Genomic DNA, 204 nt, shown 5'->3' on the forward strand with positions numbered 1-204 from the left:
CTTGAGCGTCGCGGACTCGGCGATTGCGGAAATCTTCTTCGACAAACGGGAGATGTGGCTCACGGTTCGATCCTACTCGGGGGTGCCGACATTGGTGGCATGCGTGGCGGGGCGATCGGTGGAGGGCTCAGCTGGCTCAGTAGTACTCGCCTTTTCTTCCTTCCCCTCTTTTTCCTCCTTCTTAAAGATTCATCATGATGCGGT

General features: G+C 56.4%; 1 protein-coding gene. It reads left to right on the top strand.

What is annotated here, in order from left to right; translation table 11 throughout:
• Window positions 1-204, top strand: a 204-nt coding sequence (locus tag CH42_RS16740) for a hypothetical protein (protein ID WP_204374505.1), incomplete at both ends; no start/stop codon positions are given.

It is taken from the genome of Leucobacter musarum subsp. musarum, assembly GCF_001273845.1.
Taxonomy (GTDB): Bacteria; Actinomycetota; Actinomycetes; order Actinomycetales; family Microbacteriaceae; genus Leucobacter; species Leucobacter musarum.